This is a genomic window from Streptomyces sp. SudanB25_2051 (assembly GCF_964272635.1).
GTDB lineage: Bacteria > Actinomycetota > Actinomycetes > Streptomycetales > Streptomycetaceae > Streptomyces.
The window spans coordinates 1,395,002-1,414,442 of record NZ_OZ186787.1; the positions used below are offsets into that span (position 1 = coordinate 1,395,002).

Here is a 19,441-nt window from a genome sequence, read left to right on the forward strand (position 1 = left end):
CGTAAAGGAACCGTACACGCATCACCAAGCCGAGGTAAAGGGCTTTGTAAAGGACGCCCCAAACGCGCAGGTCATCGGGGCGCGCAGGGGGCCGGCGTTCAGCTCCGCCGGCTGCGGCGACGGGCCTCCGCGACGCTCGCGAGGACCTGGTGCAGGACCTGGCTCCCCTCCGGTACCCGCGGCGGCTCGTACGTCCAGGCGTGCCCCACCCACGGGTCGGCCAGGTGATCGTCCGGCACGGGGGTGACACGCAGCAGCGAGCGCCACAGCGGGTCGAGCACCGGCCCGTAGGCACGGGCGTCCTCGCGGTCGGCGATCATCATCAGGTGCACGCCCACGGCCGGGCCCTCGTCGGCGAGGTACCGCAGCTGGGTCACGGCCCGGTCGTCGAAGCCGTGCGGGAAGTCGTTGACGATCAGCAGTTGCTCGGCCGTGTCCAGGTCCGGCGGCAGGACGTCGGTGCCCGCGCCGCCGCGCAGGGCCATCTGCACCAGGTCCACGCGCCGGGTGAGCCGGGCCAGCACCGCGGCCACTCCCCCGGCGCCGCTCGCCGGGGGCTCCGCCAGCACCCCGGAGGCGGTGAGCGGCGCGAACGCGGCGGCGCCCGAGCCGGCCGGGTCGATCACCTGGACGGTGAATGCGCCGGGCGGGTGGACGGCGATGAGGCGCGCGGCATGGGCGACGGCCGTGTCGAGGGCGAGCCGGCGCAGCCGCCCCTCGTCGGTCATCAGGGCCTGCTCGGAGCTCCGGCGGCCGCTGTCCACCCACAGGCCGCGCGCCAGGGGCAGCCTGATCAGCATGGGGATGCGCAGCTCGGGCCGTTCGGGGAGGTGGAGGTCGCCCAGGCGCAGGGCCATGGGGGCCTCGGCGGGGACGGAGTACGCGTGCCACACGGGGTGGTCCCAGCGGGCGAACGCGGCCGGGAGGGCGGGCTCGACGACCTCGGACTCGGCGGTGAGCTGGGCGAGGTCGCGGTCGAGGGCCTCCCTCGCCCGGCCGGTCAGCTCCTCGCAGCGGGCGCGGGCCTCGGCGCGGGCCGCGTCGCCGGCGGCGCCGATGCGGTTGCGCGGGTCGGAGAGGGCGCTGTCCAGCTCCTGCTCCATCCGGGACTCGGCGAAGTCGACGGCGCTGCGGTAGGCGGCGGTCGTACGGGCCAGGTCCTCGAACATGCCCCAGACCTGGTTGTAGAGGCGCTCCTCCATGGACCAGCCGCCGGCGTCCCCGGCGACGGGGGCGGCGGGGGCACCGGGCTGCGCGGGCGGGGCCGACGGGGGCGGCGGGGGCGCGGCGGTACGGCGGCGGGGGTGCGTGTAGTCGATGGGACCGCCGGAGGGGGCGGGCCCGGGGCCCGGCGTGGTGACGGCGTCCGGCGCGGGCGGGGGCGTCGCGGCGGACGCGGGCGCCGGGCCGTGCGGGGGCTGCGGCGGGGCGACGGGGCTCTGCGGAGTGGCGGCAGGGGCCTGCCGGGGTGGCCGGGGCGAGGGGCGGGGCGGTACGGCGGAAACGGTCGCCGTCCTCGCTGCGGGGCGGCGGCGCGGCGACCGAGCGGTCCAGCCCGCTCGCGACGGCGTCCCGCACCGCCGCGGCGAGCACGGTCGCGCCCGGTACGCCCTGGTCCTGGAAGAGGGCGGCGAGGCCGCCCGCGTACCCCTGGCCGACCGCGCGGACCTTCCAGGTGTCCTGCCGCCGGTACAGCTCCACGGCGACGACCGCGAACTCGCTGTCCAGTCCGGTGAGGGTGAAGGTGGCGATCTCGGCGCCGTCGAGCGCGGTGACCGCGACGAACGGCGCGGCGACCGCGCCGAAGCGGACGGGGCCGCCCGTGCCCTCGGGCAGGGCCAGCCAAACGGCGACCCGGTGCACGTCGGCGGCGACCGCCTCCAGGTCCACGGCGAGCCGGTGCTGTGCGGCGGCCTGCCGGGAGACCTCGACGCCGGGCAGCGACGGCGCGCCGGGGTGGGCGACGCGGTCGGCTCCGGGGACGGTCCCGTCGGCGTCGGAGAGCGTGGCCCCCGCGGCCACCGGCACCCCGGACGACACCCGGACCTCCAGTCGGGTGCCGGGCAGCGGATGGTTCTGCCCCCGGACCAGCTCGGCCGTCATCGCCTGTCGTCCCCTCGGTGGTTGCGGCTGGTGGCGTGCGTGCGCGGCGCGGGCGGTCGCGCACGCGTGCAGCTCCCGGCGGCCGGACCTCCGGGAGCTGCGGTGCGTACGTTCGTACGGCTGCGGGCGCCCGCGGCCGTGCGAGTGCGGCGGCCGCGGGGCTGCGCCCTGTGGTTACAGGTGCGGCAGGATCGCCGGCATCAGGTCCTGGAACGTCCGGCCGTTCGACGGGGCGCCGATGGCGGTCATGGTCCAGCCGTCGCCGGTGCGGTGCACCTTGGCCATGATCTGGGCGGTGTACTGGCCGCCGCCGTTCAGGGTGTAGCGGGCGAGCTCCTGGCCGTTGGTCTCGTCGACGAGGCGGCAGAACGCGTTCTGCACCTCCTGGAACGTCTGGCCGGTGAAGGAGTTCACCGTGAAGACGATCTGGTCGATGTGGACCGGTACGCGCTGGAGGTCCACGAGGACCGCCTCGTCGTCGCCGCCCTGGCCGGCGCCGCCGACCAGGTTGTCACCGGTGTGGCGGACCGAGCCGTCGTCGCTCACCAGGTGGCGGAAGAAGACGACGTCGACGGGCTGCTTGCCGGCGAACAGCACCGCCGACGCGTCGAGGTCGATCTCCCGGGTGCGCGAGCCGAACAGACCGCGGCGCGGCGCCGCCTGCCAGCCGAGCCCCATCCGCACCGCCGTCAGGGTCCCCCCGTCGCTCTTCTGCAGGCTGATGGCCTGACCCTTGGTCAAGTTGACCGACACGCCCTGTCCCCTCTCTGTAGCGTTCCCCGCGGCCGCCCTGTGGTGTGGGGTGCGGTTGCCAGCACCCTATGCGGGGTCGTGGGGACGCCAGGAGGGCGGTCCCACTTTGTATCGGTGTTGCAACACAGCGGGCGGGCGCGGCGCGTCGGGCCGCGCCCGCGGCGGTGGCGCGCCCCGCCGGCGGCGGGGCGCGGCCGTTCAGGAGATGCCCGCCTCCCGCATCTGGCGCAGCTCCTTCTTCAGTTCGCTGACCTCGTCGCGGAGCCGTGCGGCCACCTCGAACTGGAGGTCCGCGGCGGCGGCCCGCATCCGCTCGGTCATCTCCTCGATGATCCCGGCGAGTTCGGCGGCGGGCCGGTCGCTGGTGACGGCGCCCGTGCGGGCCGCCTTGCCCTTGGCGGGCTTCGCGGCCTTGCCGCCGTCCTTGGCGGCCTTCGCGGCCGTCCCCAGGGTCGGGACGGGCGTCTTGGCGCCCTTGCCGTCCTTCGACTGCCGGTAGCCCGTGCCGAGCAGCTGCTCGGTGTCGACCTCCTCGCGCGCGATGGTGGCGACGATGTCGTTGATCTTCTTGCGGAGCGGCTGCGGGTCGATGCCGTGGGCCTTGTTGTAGGCGATCTGCTTCTCGCGGCGGCGGTTGGTCTCGTCGATGGCCTGCGCCATCGCGGGGGTGATCGTGTCCGCGTACATGTGGACCTGGCCGGACACATTGCGGGCGGCGCGGCCGATGGTCTGGATCAGCGACGTGCCGGACCGCAGGAAGCCCTGCTTGTCCGCGTCGAGGATGGCGACCAGCGACACCTCCGGCAGGTCGAGGCCCTCGCGCAGGAGGTTGATGCCGACCAGCACGTCGTACTCGCCGGAGCGCAGCTCGCGCAGCAGCTCGATACGGCGCAGCGTGTCCACGTCGCTGTGGAGGTAGCGGACCTGGATGCCGAGCTCCAGGAAGTAGTCGGTGAGGTCCTCGGCCATCTTCTTGGTGAGCGTGGTGACGAGGACGCGCTCGTCGCGCTCGGTGCGGAGGCGGATCTCGTGGACCAGGTCGTCGATCTGCCCCTCGGTGGGCTTGACGACGACCTCCGGGTCGACCAGGCCGGTGGGGCGGATGATCTGCTCGACGAACCCGTCGGAGCGGGACAGCTCGTACGCGCCGGGCGTGGCCGACAGGTAGACGGTCTGGCCGATGCGCTCCTGGAACTCCTCCCACTTCAGCGGCCGGTTGTCCAGTGCGGACGGCAGCCGGAAGCCGTGGTCGACGAGGGTGCGCTTGCGGGAGGCGTCGCCCTCGTACATGGCGCCGATCTGCGGGACGGTGACATGCGACTCGTCGATGACCAGCAGGAAGCCCTCGGGGAAGTAGTCGAGGAGGGTGTTCGGCGGGGAGCCGGGCTCGCGCTGGTCGAAGTGGAGCGAGTAGTTCTCGATGCCGGAGCAGGAGCCGATCTGGCGCATCATCTCGATGTCGTACGTGGTGCGCATGCGCAGCCGCTGGGCCTCCAGCAGCTTGCCCTGCTTCTCCAGCTCGGCGAGGCGCTGCTCCAGCTCGCGCTCGATGCCGGTGACGGCGCGCTCCATGCGCTCGGGGCCCGCCACGTAGTGGCTGGCGGGGAAGACGTACAGCTGCTGGTCGTCGCTGATGACCTCGCCGGTGAGCGGGTGGAGCGTGGAGAGGGCCTCGATCTCGTCGCCGAACATCTCGATGCGGACGGCGAGCTCCTCGTACACGGGGAAGATCTCGATGGTGTCGCCGCGCACCCGGAAGGTGCCGCGGGTGAAGGCGAGGTCGTTGCGCGTGTACTGGATGTCGACGAAGCGGCGCAGCAGGTCGTCCCGGTCGATCTCGTCGCCGACCTTGAGGGAGACCATCCGGTCGACGTACTCCTGGGGCGTGCCGAGGCCGTAGATGCAGGAGACGGAGGCGACGACGACCACGTCGCGCCGGGTCAGCAGGGAGTTCGTCGCGGAGTGGCGCAGGCGCTCCACCTCCTCGTTGATCGAGGAGTCCTTCTCGATGTAGGTGTCCGACTGCGGGACGTACGCCTCGGGCTGGTAGTAGTCGTAGTACGAGACGAAGTACTCGACGGCGTTGTTCGGCAGGAGCTCGCGGAACTCGTTCGCCAGCTGCGCGGCCAGCGTCTTGTTCGGCGCCATGACGAGCGTGGGCCGCTGGAGCCGCTCGATCATCCAGGCCGTGGTGGCCGACTTGCCCGTGCCGGTCGCGCCGAGCAGGACGACGTCCTTCTCACCGGCGCGGACGCGCCGTTCGAGGTCGGCGATGGCCGTGGGCTGGTCACCGCTGGGCTGGTACGGGCTGACGACCTCGAAGGGCGCCACCGAGCGTTCGATCTGGGTTACGGGCCGCATGAGTCCACCGTACGACCCGCCACTGACAGTCGGGCGCCGATCGCCCGGCGGCCCCGGCCCGCGGGACGCCCCGGGCCGTCGGCCGGGGCCGGGGTTCAGTGTCCGGCGCGGCGGTCGCCGGGGCGCGGGACGGGCGTACCGGGGCGCTTCGCGCGCGGGGCGGGGATGCCGGGCGGCTGCGTGCGCGGGTCGGCCGGGCCGCGGCCCGGCCCGTCGCCCCCGACCAGAGCCGGGTCGAACAGCACGACGAAACCGGCCAGCAGCAGGAACGCGGCCGGTCCGACGAGCAGCGGGACCAGCTCCGTGTCCGTACCGCCGCCCGCCGTCACGGCCGCGTCGAGCGCGCCGCCCACGGCGTTCGCGGCTTCCGTGCCCACCGCGTCCACGGCATCGGCGGCGGCCCGCGCGTCGACCGCGTCCACCCTGCCGGCCCGGCCGGCGGCGGTGTCGTGGAGGTGGACGGTGGCGGCGGCCATGCCCGTGTAGTGCATCCCGGTCACGGCGAGGCCCAGGACGAGGCTGGCGCCGACGCTCGCCGCGAACCCGCGCACGCTGACGGCCGCCCACAGCGCCGCGGTCGCCGCCACGACGGCGATCGCCACGGAGAGGGAGACGGTGAGCGTGTCGTAGGCGATGCGGCCCGGCAGGCGCATGCCCGCCATGCCGAGGTAGTGCATGGTGGCGATGCCGAGCCCGGTGATCGTGCCGCCGGTGACGAGGGCCATCGCCGTGCGGCCGCGCAGCCCGACCAGGAAGATCCCGACGCCGACCATGACGATCGCGACGGCGAGGCTGGCGAAGGTGACGGGCAGGTCGTAGCCGATCGCCACGCCCTCGATCCGGAAGCCCGTCATGGCGATGAAGTGCATGGTCCATATGCCGGCGCCGATGGAGGCGGCGCCCAGGGCGAGCCAGCCGGGGCGGGGGGCGGCGGGGGTGCGCAGGGATCTGGTGGTGCAGCGCAGGCCGAGCGCGCCGCCCAGGCAGGCCATGAGGTAGGCCGCCACGGGCGTGACCAGCCCGTGGCTGAATCCGTCGACTGTGCCCCGCATACCCGTGTGCCCCTCACCCCTCGGTGTTCGCCGCGAACCTGACCGTGGAGGGTAGTGCACCGGCCGGGCGCCCCTTCGGGCGGGCGGCCCGGCAGGGCGGCGGTGGCCGGATCGGTGCGCTGTCAGTGGCGGCGCGTAGCGTGGCGGTATGGACAGCAGTGTGCGGGGCGGGGAGCGGACCGTGGAGTGGGCGGTCGTCGGCAGCGGCATCGGGCCGCTGCTGCTGGCGGCCACCGCCGACGGGCTGGCCGGTGTCGTCTTCCACGCGGGCGAGGACGTCCGGCGGGAGGCGCCCGGCCGGATCGCGGCACGGCTCGGCGCGGAGCCGGTGGAGACGGCCGCGGGGCGTCTCGCCGAGCCGATACGGATGTTGGAGGCGTACTTCGCGGGGCGTCTGCGGGAGTTCCGGCTGCCCTTGGACTGGTCGCTGACCAGCGGGTTCAACCGGCAGGTGCTGCGCGAGCTGGCCACCGGGGTGCCGTACGGGACGCTGGTCGGGTACGGCGAGCTGGCCGCCCGCGTGGGGCAGCCGGGCGCGGCCCAGGCGGTGGGCGCGGCGATGGGCGCCAATCCGCTGCCGGTCGTCGTACCGTGCCACCGCGTGGTGGAGGCGGACGGCGGGCTCGGCGGGTTCGGCGGCGGTCTGGAGACCAAGCGGCGGCTGCTGGTGCTGGAGGGTGTGCTTCCCGAGCCGCTGTTCTGAGGGCCGTACGGGCCTGCTGTCCTGCGAGCCGCGTGCGGGGCGGGGCCGGTCAGGCGCGGACCGGCGGGCGGGGCCCGGGCGGTCAGGCGCGGGCGGTCAGCAGCGGCTGGAAGTAGCCGGTGCTGTCCGGGTCGTGCCACTGCGTGGAGTGGAAGCCCGCCTCCGCGGCGAGCCCGGCCAGCTGCCGCCGGGTGAGCGCCCAGTAGGTGGCGCGGCGCACGGTGGTGGTCCAGCGTTCCGGGGCGGCGCCCTCTCCCGTGTCGGGCCGCACCTGGAACAGCTCCAGGTCGTAGCGCTCGCCGTCGTCGTGCCAGTGCCACAGCTGGAAGCTGATGACACGCCCCTCGGGGCCGGTGCGCACGGTGGGCGCGGTGGTGAGGGGGCGTTCGCGGCGCAGTTCGTCGTACGGGCGGGTGGTGAGGACCAGCAGTCCGCCGGGGCGCAGCACACGGCGCATCCCGGCCAGGGCGGTGCGGACGTCGTCGGCGGTCAGCAGATGCGGCAGCGAGTTGTCGGCGCACACGACCACGTCGAAGGCGCCGTCCCGCAGCGGCAGGGCGCGCATGTCGGCGGCGGCCACGGCGAGCGGGACCCCTCGGGCGGCGGCCTCGCGGGCGGCGCGGGCGGCGGCGACGGGGCTCAGGTCCGTACCGGTGACCCGGTGGCCGAGGGCGGCGAGGCCGAGCGCCTGGGTGCCGATGCCGCACGCGCAGTCCAGCACGTCGTACGTGCCGGGGCCGAGCGCGCGGGTCACGCGGTCGTCGAGGGCCGTGCCCTGCCGGGCGACGCTCGCGTCCCAGTCCGCGTACAGCAGGTCGTAGTCGGCTGCCAGGTCGTCGTAGAAGTACCGGGCCGTGGGGGTGCGCATGGGGGCAGCGTACGAGGAGGGGGAGGTCGGGGGCGGGGATGTTTGGGGGTGTGGCCGGCGCGCCAGGGATGGGTCATGTCCCTGACCGAAGTGGTGTTGTCGGAAGAGGTACGGGAGGCGCTCGACGCGCGCCGCCCGGTGGTCGCCCTGGAGTCGACGATCATCGCGCACGGGCTGCCGCGCCCGCGCAATCTGGCCGTCGCCGTGGAGCTGGAGGCGCTCGTACGGGCCGGGGGCGCCGTCCCGGCCACGATCGCCGTACTGGACGGGGTGCCGCGGATCGGCCTGGACAAGGCTGGCCTGGAGCGGGTCGCCGGGGACGACTCGGTGCGCAAGCTCGGCCACCGCGACCTGGCTCCGGCGGTCGCCGCGGGCGCCAGCGGGGCGACGACCGTGTCGGCCACGGCGTTCCTGGCGGCGCGGGCGGGTCTGCGGGTCTTCGCGACGGGCGGGCTCGGCGGGGTGCACCGCGAGTGGGTGCGCACCCAGGACGAGTCGGCGGACCTGCGGCTGCTGGCGCGGACACGGATCACGGTGGTCTGCGCGGGGGTGAAGTCGATCCTGGACGTCCCCGCGACGCTCCAGCGCCTGGAGACGCTGGGCGTCGGCGTGGTCGGGTACGGGACGGACCGCTTCCCCGGCTTCTACCTCGCCTCGTCGGGGGAGCCGGTCGACTGGAGCGTGGGGTCGCCCGAGGAGGTGGCGGCGGTCATGCGGGCGGGCGACGCGCTCGGCGGCCCGGAGGCGGCGCTGATCGTCGCGAACCCGGTGCCCGAGGACGAGCAGCTGGACCCGGCGCTGCACGACCGGGTGCTCGCGGAGGGTCTCGCGGAGTGCCGTGAGCGGGGCATCACGGGGCAGGCGGTGACGCCGTTCCTGCTGGAGTACCTGATGCGGCACACGGACGGCGCCTCGCTGGAGGCCAACCTCGCGGCCGTGCGCGGCAATGTACGGCTGGCGGCGCGCATCGCCGCGGCGTGGGCCGCGGAGGGTGACGGCGGGCCGGACGGGGGCCCTGGAGCGGGCGGCCTCTCCGCGGGCGGGCTGTCGGCGGGCGGCTTCCCGGCGGGCGGCTTCGCGGCGGGCGGTGGAGCCGTGGGCGGTGGAGCCGTGGGCGGTGGAGCCGTGGGCGGCGCCGGGGCAGGCGGGGTGGTCGGGGCGCCGTGACCGGGCTGCTGCTGGTGGGGGACGTGGTCACCGATGTGGTGGCCCGGCACGCGAAGCCGCTCGCGCCCGGCACGGACACCGCCGCCCTGATCCGGATCCTGCCGGGTGGGGCGGCGGCGAACGCGGCCTGCTGGGCGGCGCGTTCCGGCTGCCCCGACGTACGGCTGCTGGGCCGGGTCGGCGCGGGTGAGGCCGACTGGCACGAGGAGGCCCTGCGGCGGGCCGGGGTGCGTCCGCTGCTCGTCCGGGACGCGGAGGCGGCCACCGGGACGGTGGTGGCCCTGGTGGACGGGCGGGCCGGCGGTGAGCGGACGTTCCTCACGGACAGCGGGGCGGTGCTGCGGCTGTCGCCCGGCGACTGGTCGGCGCGGCTGCTGGACGGGGTGGGCCTGCTGCACCTGTCGGGCTATCTGTTCTTCGCCGCGACGAGCCGGGCGACGGCGGCGCTCGCCATGGCGGACGCGCGGGAGCGGGGCGTTCCGGTGAGTGTGGACCCGGCGTCCACGGGCTTCGTCGGGGAGCTGGGCGTGGACCGGTTCCTGGACGCGGTGGCCGGGGCGGACGTGCTGTTCCCGAACGCCGACGAGGCCGCGCTGCTGACGGGGCTGGCCTCTCCGGAGGCGGCGGCCGCCGCGCTGAGCCGCCGGCACCGGCTGGTGGCGGTGACCCTCGGGGCGCGGGGCGCGCTGGTCGCCGAGGCCGGTGAGGTGGTCGCGCGGGTGCGGGCCCGCCGGATGCGGCCGGTCGACACGACGGGCGCGGGCGACGCGTTCGCCGGTGCGTTCCTGGCGGCCCGCCTGGCCGGTGCGACGGCGGCGGAGGCCGCGGAGGCCGGCTGCCGGGCGGGCGCCGACGCGGTGGGGGTGGTGGGCGGCCGACCGGAGTAGCGGGGTGGTGCGCGGGCGTGCGGGGCCGGTGCCGGGCGGTCAGGCGGGGCGGTGGTGTCGGTGGGGCGGGGCGCCGCGCGGGTGCCGGGTGGAGGCCCGGTGGGCGGTCAGCGGGGAAGCGGGGTCCAGGCCGGGTGGCGGGGGTCGTCGGCGCGTACGACCACGTCAGCCGTGTCCGCCGGGGCGACCTCCGTCTCGTACCGCTCGAAGGCCGGGAGCGTCCAGCGCTCGGGCGTGCGGCGGGCGAGCGCGGCCGGCGACAGGCGCAGATGGACGGTCAGGTCGAACGGGAACCAGTGCCCGAGCAGGAACGGGCCGTGCAGGAGCAGGACCCCGCCGGGCGCGAGCCGCCGGTACGGGCTGCGCGTCGCGCGGTCGGTGGCCGGGTCCCACAGGTCGGGCAGCACGCGCCCGGTGCCGCCCGGCTCCAGCGGCCCGAACACCTCCCGCCACAGCGCGCCCGTGTCGAACCAGCCGCTGTAGTACGCGTCCGGGTCCTCCTTGCCGTACTCGAACCGCAGCGACGCGGGCCGCAGGAACCCCGACGTGCCGACCACGATCACGTCCCGCCCGCGCAGCCGCAGCTCCCGTGCCACGCTCTCCGCCAGGTCGCCGGGGCGCGCGGCGGGGGCGCCGTCGAGCGCGACCTTCAGCCAGGGGCCTCCGTCGGCGGGGCGCAGGCCGTCCAGGTGCGCGGCGAGCGCGTCGGTCAGCCGTTCCCAGGTGATCGGTTCCAGTCGCACGCCCCCATCCTGCCAAGCCGGCCCGAGGACCGTGCCGGGCCGGCCCCGCACCGCAGCGACCCGCCCGTCCCGGACCCCGCAGCGCCCCCGCCTGTCCAGAGTCCGGGTGGCCCCGCCCCGGCCCGCTCGACGGCGGCGTCCCTGACGGGGCGGGGCGGGGCAGGCCGGCCGCCGTCACATGCCCCCGGAGGCCGTCCGCCTCAGCCGCGTGCCGTCTCGTCCCGGAGCGCTGCCGCCAGCGCGCTCTCCCCCGCCACGTCCACGCGCCCCGCCTTCACCCCGGCGGCGAGGGTCAGCGTGCCGGCGGCCACCGCCGCGCAGGTCTCGGCGTCCATGTGGATCCGGGCGTCCGGCGCCTCGGCCGGGCCGTCCCCGTACGCGGAGCCCTCCCCGTCGCCCAGGCGCACATGGAACACGCCCTCGTCCAGGCGGACCTCCACCGTCCCCGGCTCCCCCGCCGCCTCCAGCGCGTCGAGCAGGGGCACCGCGAACCAGTGGGCCCGCACGGCGTCCGTGGGGCGCGGCGTGTCCAGGGCGGGGGCGCCCCAGCGTGCGAGGGCGCGCAGGACGGGCAGCAGCGCGCGGCCCCGGTCGGTGAGCTCGTACACGTACGCGGGCGAGGGGGGCGGCAGCCGGCGGCGGGTGGCGAGGCCGTCGCGCTCCATGTCCTTCAGGCGGGTGGCGAGCATGTCGGTGCTGACGCCCGGCAGGTCGGCGTGGAGGTCGGTGTACCGGCGGGGGCCCGCCAAAAGTTCGCGGACGATCAGCAGGGTCCAGCGGTCGCCCGCGGCGTCGAGGGCGCGGGCGGCGGCGCAGTACTGGTCGTAGCTGCGGCGGCGGTCGGAGGAACGCGTGCTCGGACGTGGCATGCGACGCAGTCTAGACGTCTTGTTGGACTTTCCAAGCTTGCACTTGGTAAAACCAAGCAACACCGTTTCCGTGGAGGTCGCCGTATGGAGTTCCGGCAGTCGAGCAAGCTGAGCGAGGTCTGCTACGAGATCCGCGGCCCGGTGATCGAGCACGCCAACGCGCTGGAGGAGGCGGGCCACAGCGTCCTGCGCCTCAACACCGGCAACCCCGCGCTGTTCGGGTTCGAGGCGCCGGAGGAGATCGTCCTGGACATGATCCGGATGCTGCCCCGGGCCCACGGCTACACCGACTCGCGCGGCATCCTCTCGGCGCGGCGCGCCGTCGCCCAGCGCTATCAGGCCATGGGGCTCACCGGGGTCGACGTCGACGACGTGTACCTCGGCAACGGTGTCTCCGAACTGGTCACCATGGCGGTCCAGGCACTGGTCGAGGACGGTGACGAAGTGCTCATCCCCGCGCCGGACTTCCCGCTCTGGACGGCGGTCACCACCCTCGCCGGCGGGCGGCCCGTGCACTATCTGTGCGACGAGTCGTCCGACTGGTACCCGGACCTCGACGACATGGCCGCGAAGATCACCGACCGTACGCGCGCCGTGGTCATCATCAACCCCAACAACCCCACCGGCGCGGTCTATCCGCGCGAGGTGGTCGAAGGCATCCTCGACCTGGCGCGCCGCCACCAGCTGATGGTCTTCGCCGACGAGATCTACGACCAGATCGTCTACGACGACGCCGTGCACCACCCGGCCGGCGCCCTCGCCCCGGACCTGGTCGTCCTCACCTTCGGGGGCCTGTCGAAGACGTACCGCGTGGCCGGTTTCCGCTCGGGCTGGCTGGTCGTCAGCGGGCCGCGCCAGCACGCCAAGGACTACCTGGAGGGGCTGACGATGCTCGCCTCCATGCGGCTGTGCCCCAACGCCCCGGCGCAGTACGCGATCCAGGCGGCGCTGGGCGGCCGGCAGTCCATCAAGGAGCTGACGGCGCCGGGCGGCAGGCTGTACGAGCAGCGCGACCGCGCGTGGGAGAAGCTCAACGAGATCCCCGGCGTGTCCTGTGTGAAGCCGCGCGGGGCGCTGTACGCGTTCCCGCGCCTCGACCCGAAGGTGCACCCGATCCACGACGACGAGAAGTTCGTCCTGGACCTGCTGCTGCGGGAGAAGATCCAGGTGGTGCAGGGCACGGGCTTCAACTGGCCGCGCCCCGACCACTTCCGCATCCTGACGCTGCCGTACGCCGACGACCTGGACGCGGCGATCAGCCGGATCGGCCGCTTCCTCAGCGGCTACCGGCAGTAGGACGGGGCGGTTTCGGGGTGGGGCCGGGGCGGGGATGACCTCTGCGTCGTACGGCTTCCCCGGGGGAGGTGCGCCGTGTCGCGTGACCCGGTCGTCGTGGTGGAGCCGCGCCGCCCGCGCGCCCGCTGCTCGCGGTGCCGCGGTGGGCCGCTGCCGCGGATGGTGCTGGAGGATTCCGCGCCGCTCTGCCTGCGCTGCGCGGACCTCGCCCATCTGGTGTACCTGCCGCGCGGCGACACGGCGCTCACCCGGCGCTCCCGGGAGGCGAGCGGCCTGTGGGCGGTGGTCGTACGGCACGACCGGCGCCGCACCCGGTACGAGCGGCTCGGCATCCTCGTGGAGCGGGCGGCGCTGGCCCGCGCGGAGGCGGCGTGCCGGGCCGACGCCGAGGCGCGGGCCCGGCGCAGGGCCAGGGACGCGGAGCGCCGCGCGGCGGAGGACGCCCGCTTCACCGCGGCGCTGGAGGCGGAGATACGGCGGCTGTTCCCGGGATGCCCGGCCGACCGGGCCGCCGAGATCGCCGCGCACGCCTCGGTGCGCGGCAGCGGACGCGTGGGTCGTACGGCGGCCGGGCGCGCCCTGGACGAGGGCGCGGTGACGGCGGCCGTACGGGCGTCGGTGCGGCACCGGGACACCCCGTACGACGCGCTGCTGCTGAGCGGGGTGCCGCGCCACCAGGCCCGGCTCCGGGTGGGGCCGGCGGTCGAGGCCGTGCTCGCTTCCTGGCGTCCCGGTGGCGAGGCCGGACACCCCGCCGAGGAGGGTCAGGCCCGGGCGGCCGACAGTCGGGAGCGGCGGTAGAGCAGCGCCCCCGCGAGGACCAGGCCGGCGGCCGGCAGGCCGATGCCGAGGAGGTCGCCGGTGCCGGTGACGGCGAGCGCCGGGACGTCCGCCGGAGCGGGCGCCTCGTCGGCGGGCTTGGGCGCCGACGGCTCGGCCGGCTCGTCGTCCTCCGGGGGCGTGACCGGCTTGGCGGGCTTGGCGGGCTTCGGCGGGGTGGTCTGGGTGGGCGGCTTGGCGCCGCCGTTGGTGGAGGTGTTGCCGAAGACCGGGTTGCCGATGCCGACGACGTTGACGGAGTTCCCCGAGACGTTGACCGGCAGGTCGACGGGAAGCTGGACGCCGTTTCCGGAGATCACGCCCGGTGAGCCGACGGCGGCGCCGTCCGCGGTCGCGCCGCCGCCGTTGCCGCTGCCGTGCCCGCCCTGGTCCTTGCCGCCATTGTGGCCGCCCTTGCCTCCGTGGTCGGAGCCGTGGTGCGTGCCCGGCTTGTCCTTGTGGGAGCCGTGCGCGCCGCCGCCCTTGTTCGCGCAGCCGTTGCCGAACGCGGGGTTGAGCAGGCCGACCACGTTCACCGTGTTCCCGCAGATGTTGACGGGGACGTGCACCGGCAGCTGCACCCCGTTGCCCGAGATCAGCCCGGGCGAGCCGACCGCCGCGCCGGACGCGCCGGCGTCGGCCTGCGCCGAGCCGGCGGCCAGCGCGAGCGCGCCGCTCGTGGCCATCAGAATGACCAGACCATTTCGGCGACTGTGCCTCATGGCTTCCTGCCTTCCGGAGTTCCTCGCGGGCACTCGCCCGCACTCCGGTTAACGCGCCCGGCACCCGGAAGGGCTACGGCACGCCCCTCATTCACTCCATCGAGGGACGTTTGAAACGGGCTTCACGGCGCCTCGGCGCTCCCCGCGCTGCCGGGGTGAGGAGCGCCGGGGCGCCGCCGGGTCAGGCGCTCTGCCCGCCCCCGTTGTTGAAGGTCCCGATCGTGCCGGTCTGGATGACCGTGCCGCCGTTGACGGTGCTGTGGCTCATCGAGTTGTGGGTCTCCACGACCTGGCGGGGCGCCTCCCCCGCCGTACCCTCCAACTCGTCCAGCAGGCCTCTCAGCTCCGCCGCGGCCTCCGGGTCGTTGCGCAGGGCGCGGCGCATGCGGCTGCGCCACTCGGCGAGCGCCTCGCTCCTGGCCTCCTCGTCGCCGGACCGCTCGGCGTCCACGAGGTCGGCCCTGGCCTCGTCCAGCTCACCGTCGATCACCGCGACGTCCTGGCCGGACCTGCGGGCGAAGAACGCGGCGACCCGCCCCCGGACCTGCTCCCACGCGTCACCGACCATGTGCTGGACGAGGGCCGCCGCCCCCGCCGACGCCAGCGTCACCAACTCCGCTTCCACAGTTCCCCCTTGGGGTTGACCGACGGTCGAACCAACAGGCTTGCAGCGTAGCGCTCACGTCCCGAGCAGTCCGGCGAGCGCCCCGACCGGGTCCGGGTCCGGGGTGCCGCGCGGCCACCAGTCCTCGCGGCCGGCGTCGGACTCGTAGCCGTACCAGAGGCCGTCGCGGCCGTAGCGGAGCTGGAGCGTGGGGGTGGAGAGGCGGTTGCGCCACGGCCGGAAGTGCGGGAAGTCGGCGGCGATGAGGGAGGGCCTGGCCCGGTCGAAGGGCCCGGCGGGCGGGTCCCACGCCTCCTCCAGCACGGCGAGCCCGGCCGGTCCGCCCTGCCGCCAGGCTGCGACGGCGCGCGCCAGGTCGGCGGGGGTGCGGTCCACGGCGGCGGCGATGTCCCGGTACAGGGCGCGCGTGGTGGCGGTGAGGCCCGAACCGGGGTGGGCGGCGGCCAGCCGCACGGCGTCCTGCCAGGGGGTGAGGCCCGCGACCGGGTCGTGTCCTGTGATCAGGTGGGCGTGCGCGCGGGCCGCGGCCTCGGTGGCGAGGAGCTCCAGGGCGAGCGGGTCGGGCGCGCCGGGCGCCTCGGGGAAGGCGGGCGGGCGGCCGGGGTGGGCCGGGGCCGGCAGCGGCGGGGGCAGGGCGGCGGGCCGCGCCGCCGTGACGGCTTCGCGGGCGGGGACGGTGGCGGCGGGCGGGGGCGCGGCGGTGCCGGCCTCGGCGGCGGATGCGGCGGCGCTGCGGTGGCCGAGCGCGGCGAGGATCTCCTGCTCGCCCCGGCCGCGCATCAGGAACAGCGTGAACGGGTCCTCGTCGAGGAGGCGCGCGGCCTGGTAGCACAGGGCGGCCGCGTGCTTGCAGGGGTAGCCGTCGTCGGGGCAGGAGCAGTCGGGGATCAGGTCCCCGGCGTGCGGGAGGAGGTCGGTGAGGTCGGCCAGCGCCTGCGGGACGTCCTTGTCGAGCAGGGCGGCCATGTGTTCGGGGCGGGCCGCGGCGGCGTCGAGGAACGCCTCCCAGTCGTCGTCGCCGAGCACCTGGAGGCGGATCTGCGTGCGGTAGGGACGGGCGCGGCTGCCGTGGACGTAGGCGGTGACGCGGCCGGGCGTGACGGTGATGGCGTCCACGAGGCCCCGGTCGGCGTAGGCGCGGCCCCGGGCGAGGCGGGCCGGGTCGAGGGCGGTCTCCTCCAGGGCGGACACCCAGGCGTTGCCCCACCAGGTGGCGGCGAACCGTCCGTCCCCGCCGCTGACGGACGTGAGCCGCGGGAAGGTGCGGCGCCGGTCGTCGTGGACGGGCGGCGCGACGCGGGCGCGGCCCCCGGCGGCGCGGCGTGCGGCGGCCCGGTCCTCGCGGGCCGGGCGCGGCCGGTCCGTGCCGGGCGGGGTGAGGCCCCGTGGGACCGGCCGGTCGGCGCCGGACGGGGTGGGGCCGGGCCGGCGGGGTGTCACGACGGCCTCCTCAGGGACACGAGGTCCGCCAGTTCGCGGTCGGTCAACTCGGTGAGCGCGGCCTCGCCGGAGCCGAGGACGGCGTCGGCCAGGGCCTTCTTGGCGGTGAGGAGTTCGGCGATGCGGTCCTCCACGGTGCCCTCGGCGACGAGCCGGTGCACCTGGACGGGCTGGGTCTGGCCGATGCGGTAGGCGCGGTCGGTCGCCTGCTCCTCGACGGCCGGGTTCCACCAGCGGTCGTAGTGGACGACGTGTCCGGCGCGGGTGAGGTTGAGGCCCGTCCCGGCGGCCTTCAGGGACAGGACGAAGACGGGAACGCCGCCGGACTGGAAGCGGTCGACCATCCGCTCGCGCTCCGCCACCGGCGTGCCGCCGTGCAGCAGCTGGGAGGGGATGGCGCGGGCCGCGAGATGGGCGGTGAGCAGCCGGGCCATCGACACGTACTGGGTGAAGACCAGGACGGAGCCGTCCTCGCTGAGGATCGTGTCCAGCAGCTCGTCGAGGAGGGCGAGCTTCCCGGAGCGGCCGGCGAGCCGGTGCGTGTCCTCCTTCAGGTACTGCGCCGGGTGGTTGCAGATCTGCTTGAGCGAGGTGAGCAGCTTCATGATCAGGCCGCGGCGGGCCATCCCCCGCGAGTCCTCGATGGCGGACATGGTCTCGCGGACGACGGCCTCGTAGAGGGACGCCTGCTCGCGGGTGAGGGGCACAGGGTGGTCGGACTCGGTCTTGGGCGGCAGCTCGGGGACGATGCCTGGGTCGGACTTGCGCCGGCGCAGCAGGAACGGGCGGACGAGCCGGGCGAGCCGCTCGACGGCCTCCTCGTTCTCGATCTCCTCGCTGTTCTCGACGGCGCGGGCGTGCCGGGCGCGGAACGCCTTGAGCGGGCCGAGGAGCCCTGGCGTGGTCCAGTCGAGGAGGGCCCACAGCTCGGAGAGGTTGTTCTCGACGGGCGTGCCGGTGAGCGCCACGCGCGCGGGTGCGGGGATGGTCCGCAGCGCCTTCGCCGTGGCGGAGAACGGGTTCTTCACGTGCTGGGCCTCGTCCGCGACGACCATGCCCCAGGGCTGGGCGGCGAGCCGGGCGGCGCTGGTGCGCATCGTGCCGTACGTGGTGAGGACGAACCCGCCCTCGACGCCGTCGAGGGTGCGGGCGGCGCCGTGGAAGCGGCGGACGGGCACTCCCGGCGCGAAGCGGCGGATCTCGCGCTGCCAGTTGCCGAGGAGGGAGGCGGGGCAGACGACGAGGGTCGGCTCCTCGCGGGCGCGGCGCAGGTGGAGGGCGATGAGCGTGACGGTCTTGCCGAGGCCCATGTCGTCGGCGAGGCAGCCGCCGAGGCCGAGGGAGGTCATCAGGTCGAGCCAGGCCAGTCCGCGCAGCTGGTAGTCGCGCAGGGTCGCGGCGAGGCCGGGCGGCGGCTGGGCGGGGGCGGGCCCTGCGGTGAGCCGGTCGCGCAGGGCGGCGAGCGCGCCGACGGGGACGGCGGGAACGGTCTCGCCGTCGACCTCCGCCGTGCCGGTGAGGGCGGCGGCGAGCGCGTCGACCGGCTCCAGCAGGCCGAGCTGCCGCTTGCGGGCCTTGCGGACGAGGGCGGGGTCGACGACGACCCAGCGGTCGCGGAGCCGCACGACGGGGCGGTGGGCTTCCGCGAGGGCGTCCATCTCCCGCTCGGTCAGCGGGTCTCCGTCGAGGGCGAGCTGCCAGTCGAAGCGGAGCAGGCCGGCGCTGTCGAAGAAGGCCGTGCCGTCCGTGGCGGAGCCGGGCGCGGGCCGGACGACGGCGGCTGCCGTGAGGGAGCGGGCCAGCTCGCGCGGCCAGTGCACGGTGACGCCGGCCGCGTCGAGGCGGGCGGCGGCGGGGCCGAGCAGCTCGTACAGCTCGTCCTCGGTGAGGGCGAGGACGTCGGGCACGGAGCGCTCCAGGAGCCGGCCGAGCGGCGCCCAGACGCGGGCGGCGCGGCGCAGGGCGAGGACGGCGTCCACACGCGCGCGGGGCCCGAGGTGCCGGTCCCCGTCGCCCGCCCACACGTCGGCGGCGTCGAGGACGAGGGCGGGGTCGGCGAGGCTGTGCACCTGGACGACCGCGGCGGCGGCCCGCCGCTCGTCACCGCCCTCGGGGGCCGTGTCGAACAGCTCGTACGAGGAGAGGTCGAGGCGCAGCGAGACGCGGACGCCCGCGTCCATGCCGGCGGCGGCCTCGGCGGCCCACGCGCGCGCGTGGGGCAGCCGCTGCGGCTCCCGCGCGGCGAACGGCGCCCCGGCGGCGAACGCGGCCGCGGGGCTGCGCGGCAGGCTGTCGGCCACGGCGTCGAGGAAGGCACGCACGAGCGCCTCGGGCTCCGGCAACCGGAGCGGCTTGCGGCCCTCGACGGGCACGGCGTGCGCCTCGTACGGCATGGCGGCGGCGACGGCCCGCAGGTGGGCGATGTCGTCGGCGTCCAGCGGGCCGGCCCGCCACGCGTCGAGGTCGTCTGCGGTCAGGCCGGGCAGCAGGCGGCCACGGGCGACGAGGTGCAGTCCGTGCAGCGCCGCCGCGCCCCAGCAGGCGGTGGCGGGATGGGCGTGCGGGTCGTGGCGGGCGGCGGCCAGCAGCGGCAGGGCGTCGGCGACGGGCAGCAGCAGCGCGGGAACCCGGCGGCTGCGGACGCCGTCGCCGTGGGGCCGTACGACGGTGAGCGTGCCGGCCTCCCACGGCGGGACGGGCACGCCGGGCCTCGGAGCCGGGGCGGGCACGCCAGGCCTCGGAGCCGGGGCGGGCTCGGGCGGGGCCGCCTGGGCGGGCGGTGGGGCGGCCGGCAGCGGGGAGCCGTCCGGGGACCAGAAGGCGACGCGGCCGTCGCGGGGCAGGGCGGCGGGCAGGAACACGGCGGCGCAGCCGTGCGGGGCGCGCGCACGCGGCGTGTCGTCGCTCATGAGCCGGTCACCTCCCCTGACGTGTCCCCCGGCGGTCGGGTCCTGTGCATCACCGACCTTACGGCGGGGGTCTGACAACGGGCCCTGGCGCCCGCGTGGCCCGCGGTCCGGGGGGCGTCGCGCC

14 protein-coding genes and 2 pseudogenes are annotated in these 19,441 nt (G+C 75.8%); 5 read left to right on the top strand and 11 right to left on the bottom strand.

From position 1 onward, the window contains the following. Window positions 1-98: 98 nt before the first annotated feature. From ACSUPT_RS06195 to ACSUPT_RS06210, 4 genes and pseudogenes are all read right to left on the bottom strand, one after another. Window positions 99-2,103 (bottom strand): annotated as a pseudogene (locus ACSUPT_RS06195) (TerD family protein). Window positions 2,104-2,277: 174 nt separating this feature from the next. Further along, window positions 2,278-2,856 (bottom strand): TerD family protein, encoded by a 579-nt coding sequence (locus tag ACSUPT_RS06200; protein WP_351968497.1) that lies wholly within the window; start codon window positions 2,854-2,856, stop codon window positions 2,278-2,280. Between the two features lie 198 nt (window positions 2,857-3,054). After that, the gene (gene uvrB, locus ACSUPT_RS06205) at window positions 3,055-5,217 is read right to left on the bottom strand and encodes an excinuclease ABC subunit UvrB (protein WP_436943630.1); all 2,163 of its coding nucleotides are present in this window, start codon (window positions 5,215-5,217) and stop codon (window positions 3,055-3,057) included. A gap of 95 nt (window positions 5,218-5,312) precedes the next feature. Continuing rightward, window positions 5,313-6,269: an MHYT domain-containing protein gene (locus ACSUPT_RS06210; RefSeq protein ID WP_399217399.1), complete on the bottom strand. Its 957-nt coding sequence runs from the start codon at window positions 6,267-6,269 to the stop codon at window positions 5,313-5,315. A 148-nt stretch (window positions 6,270-6,417) separates the two neighbouring features. Here ACSUPT_RS06210 and ACSUPT_RS06215 point away from each other — a divergent pair, with 148 nt between their 5' ends. Next, complete coding sequence (locus ACSUPT_RS06215; protein WP_351967455.1) at window positions 6,418-6,972, top strand: methylated-DNA--[protein]-cysteine S-methyltransferase; 555 nt, start codon at window positions 6,418-6,420, stop codon at window positions 6,970-6,972. Window positions 6,973-7,054: 82 nt separating this feature from the next. Here the strand turns inward: ACSUPT_RS06215 and ACSUPT_RS06220 are convergent, their stop codons facing one another. Then, entirely contained in the window at window positions 7,055-7,840 is a 786-nt protein-coding gene (locus ACSUPT_RS06220; protein WP_436943631.1) for a class I SAM-dependent methyltransferase, read from the bottom strand. Window positions 7,841-7,915: 75 nt separating this feature from the next. Here ACSUPT_RS06220 and ACSUPT_RS06225 point away from each other — a divergent pair. After that, window positions 7,916-8,824 (top strand): annotated as a pseudogene (locus ACSUPT_RS06225) (pseudouridine-5'-phosphate glycosidase); the annotation flags it as partial. Window positions 8,825-9,003: 179 nt separating this feature from the next. Beyond that, on the top strand, window positions 9,004-9,894 hold the full coding sequence (locus tag ACSUPT_RS06230; RefSeq protein WP_436943632.1) for a carbohydrate kinase family protein: 891 nt from the start codon (window positions 9,004-9,006) through the stop codon (window positions 9,892-9,894). A gap of 107 nt (window positions 9,895-10,001) precedes the next feature. Here ACSUPT_RS06230 and ACSUPT_RS06235 read toward each other — a convergent pair whose 3' ends face one another. Continuing rightward, complete coding sequence (locus ACSUPT_RS06235; protein ID WP_351967452.1) at window positions 10,002-10,637, bottom strand: uridine kinase; 636 nt, start codon at window positions 10,635-10,637, stop codon at window positions 10,002-10,004. A gap of 200 nt (window positions 10,638-10,837) precedes the next feature. After that, the gene (locus ACSUPT_RS06240) at window positions 10,838-11,506 is read right to left on the bottom strand and encodes a winged helix-turn-helix transcriptional regulator (RefSeq protein WP_351967451.1); all 669 of its coding nucleotides are present in this window, start codon (window positions 11,504-11,506) and stop codon (window positions 10,838-10,840) included. A gap of 84 nt (window positions 11,507-11,590) precedes the next feature. Between ACSUPT_RS06240 and ACSUPT_RS06245 the strand changes: the two genes are divergently transcribed. Continuing rightward, entirely contained in the window at window positions 11,591-12,802 is a 1,212-nt protein-coding gene (locus ACSUPT_RS06245; RefSeq protein ID WP_436943634.1) for a pyridoxal phosphate-dependent aminotransferase, read from the top strand. 75 nt (window positions 12,803-12,877) lie between these two features. Further along, a complete protein-coding gene (locus ACSUPT_RS06250) occupies window positions 12,878-13,603 on the top strand; it encodes a DUF2293 domain-containing protein (protein ID WP_436943636.1) in 726 nt (241 codons plus the stop codon). On the opposite strand, the gene ACSUPT_RS06255 is transcribed toward ACSUPT_RS06250, so the two are convergent. From ACSUPT_RS06255 to ACSUPT_RS06270, 4 genes are all read right to left on the bottom strand, one after another. Further along, a complete protein-coding gene (locus tag ACSUPT_RS06255; protein ID WP_436943637.1) occupies window positions 13,567-14,343 on the bottom strand; it encodes a chaplin in 777 nt (258 codons plus the stop codon). The two genes, ACSUPT_RS06250 and ACSUPT_RS06255, sit on opposite strands and share 37 nt — an antisense overlap. A gap of 181 nt (window positions 14,344-14,524) precedes the next feature. Further along, window positions 14,525-14,968, bottom strand: a complete 444-nt coding sequence (locus tag ACSUPT_RS06260; RefSeq protein ID WP_436943638.1) for a hypothetical protein — start codon at window positions 14,966-14,968, stop codon at window positions 14,525-14,527. Window positions 14,969-15,022: 54 nt separating this feature from the next. Beyond that, window positions 15,023-16,408: an SWIM zinc finger family protein gene (locus ACSUPT_RS06265; protein WP_436943639.1), complete on the bottom strand. Its 1,386-nt coding sequence runs from the start codon at window positions 16,406-16,408 to the stop codon at window positions 15,023-15,025. Next, window positions 16,405-19,317, bottom strand: coding sequence for a DEAD/DEAH box helicase (locus tag ACSUPT_RS06270; RefSeq protein WP_436943640.1), 2,913 nt, complete (start codon window positions 19,315-19,317; stop codon window positions 16,405-16,407). The genes ACSUPT_RS06265 and ACSUPT_RS06270 overlap by 4 nt, the downstream gene beginning before the upstream one ends. Between the last annotated feature and the right edge of the window lie 124 nt (window positions 19,318-19,441).